This is a genomic window from Rhodopseudomonas sp. BR0C11 (assembly GCF_010820945.1).
Taxonomy (GTDB): Bacteria; Pseudomonadota; Alphaproteobacteria; order Rhizobiales; family Xanthobacteraceae; genus Rhodopseudomonas; species Rhodopseudomonas palustris_H.
The window spans coordinates 1-1,008 of sequence record NZ_QTKI01000747.1; the positions used below are offsets into that span (position 1 = coordinate 1).

1 protein-coding gene is annotated in these 1,008 nt (G+C 66.6%); it reads left to right on the forward strand.

Annotated features, from left to right (window positions below; translation table 11 throughout):
• Nucleotides 1–770, forward strand: a 770-nt coding sequence (locus tag DYI24_RS27095; protein ID WP_164574518.1) for a tripartite tricarboxylate transporter substrate-binding protein, incomplete at its 5' end; no start/stop codon positions are given.
• Between the last annotated feature and the right edge of the window lie 238 nt (nucleotides 771–1,008).

Below are 1,008 nucleotides of genomic sequence, written 5' to 3' on the forward strand. Positions count from 1 at the left end.
AACCAGGTGCCGGCAGCACGATCGGCACCCAGGCGGTGATCAATTCGCCGGCTGACGGCTACACGCTGCTGCTGACCAGCACCGCGAATGCGATCAACGCCTCGTTCGACCGCGCGTTGCCGTTCGACTTCGCCAAGAGCATCACGCCGGTCGCCGGCATCGCCCGCATTCCGCTGGTGCTGGTGATCAACAACGATATTCCGGCAAATAACGTCGCGGAGTTCATCGCCTATGCCAAGGCGCATCCGGGCAAGATCAGCGTCGGCTCGTCGGGCATCGGTACCTCGCTGCATCTGTCGGGCGAGTTGTTCAAGTCGATGGCCGGCATCGAGATGGTGCACGTGCCGTACCGCGGCTCGGCGCCGGGCCTGACCGACCTGATGAGCGGTCAGATTCAGGCGATGTTCGACAACGTCACCTCGTCGTTCGCGCTGGCGCAGGCCGGCAAGATCCGCGCGCTCGGTGTCACCAGCCGCGAGCGCTCGGCGGTGCTGCCGGACGTGCCGCCGATCGGCGACACACTGGCCGGTTACGACACCAGCTCGTTCTACGGCGTCGGAGCGCCGCACGGCACGCCGCAGCCGATCGTCGATTTGCTCAACCGCGAGATCAATGCGGCGCTGGACGAGCCGACGATCAAGCAGCGCATTGCCGATCTCGGGGCCATTGCGCTGCATGGCGACGCCAAGCAGTTCGGCGCGATGCTGGCGGCGGAGACCGAAAGCTGGCGCAAGATCGTCGAGGGCTCGGGCGTCCATAAGGAGGGCTGAGCCTCGGTCGGCCGGCGTTCCTTACCGCCGCCCGTGGCACGGTGACGCCGGCTTGCAAATCGTCCCCGAGGCCCCGATATTTCCGGTTGCACGCGGTGTTGCGCAACAGGAGACGCCGGATGCCTTCGCTCCCCGAATGGAATGTCCCGGCCGCGACCCGGCCTCGCTCGTCCGATTGCGGCTTCGATCTCGATCGCGCGCTGTCCGCGGTGTTCGGGCTGCACGCGATCATTCCGGC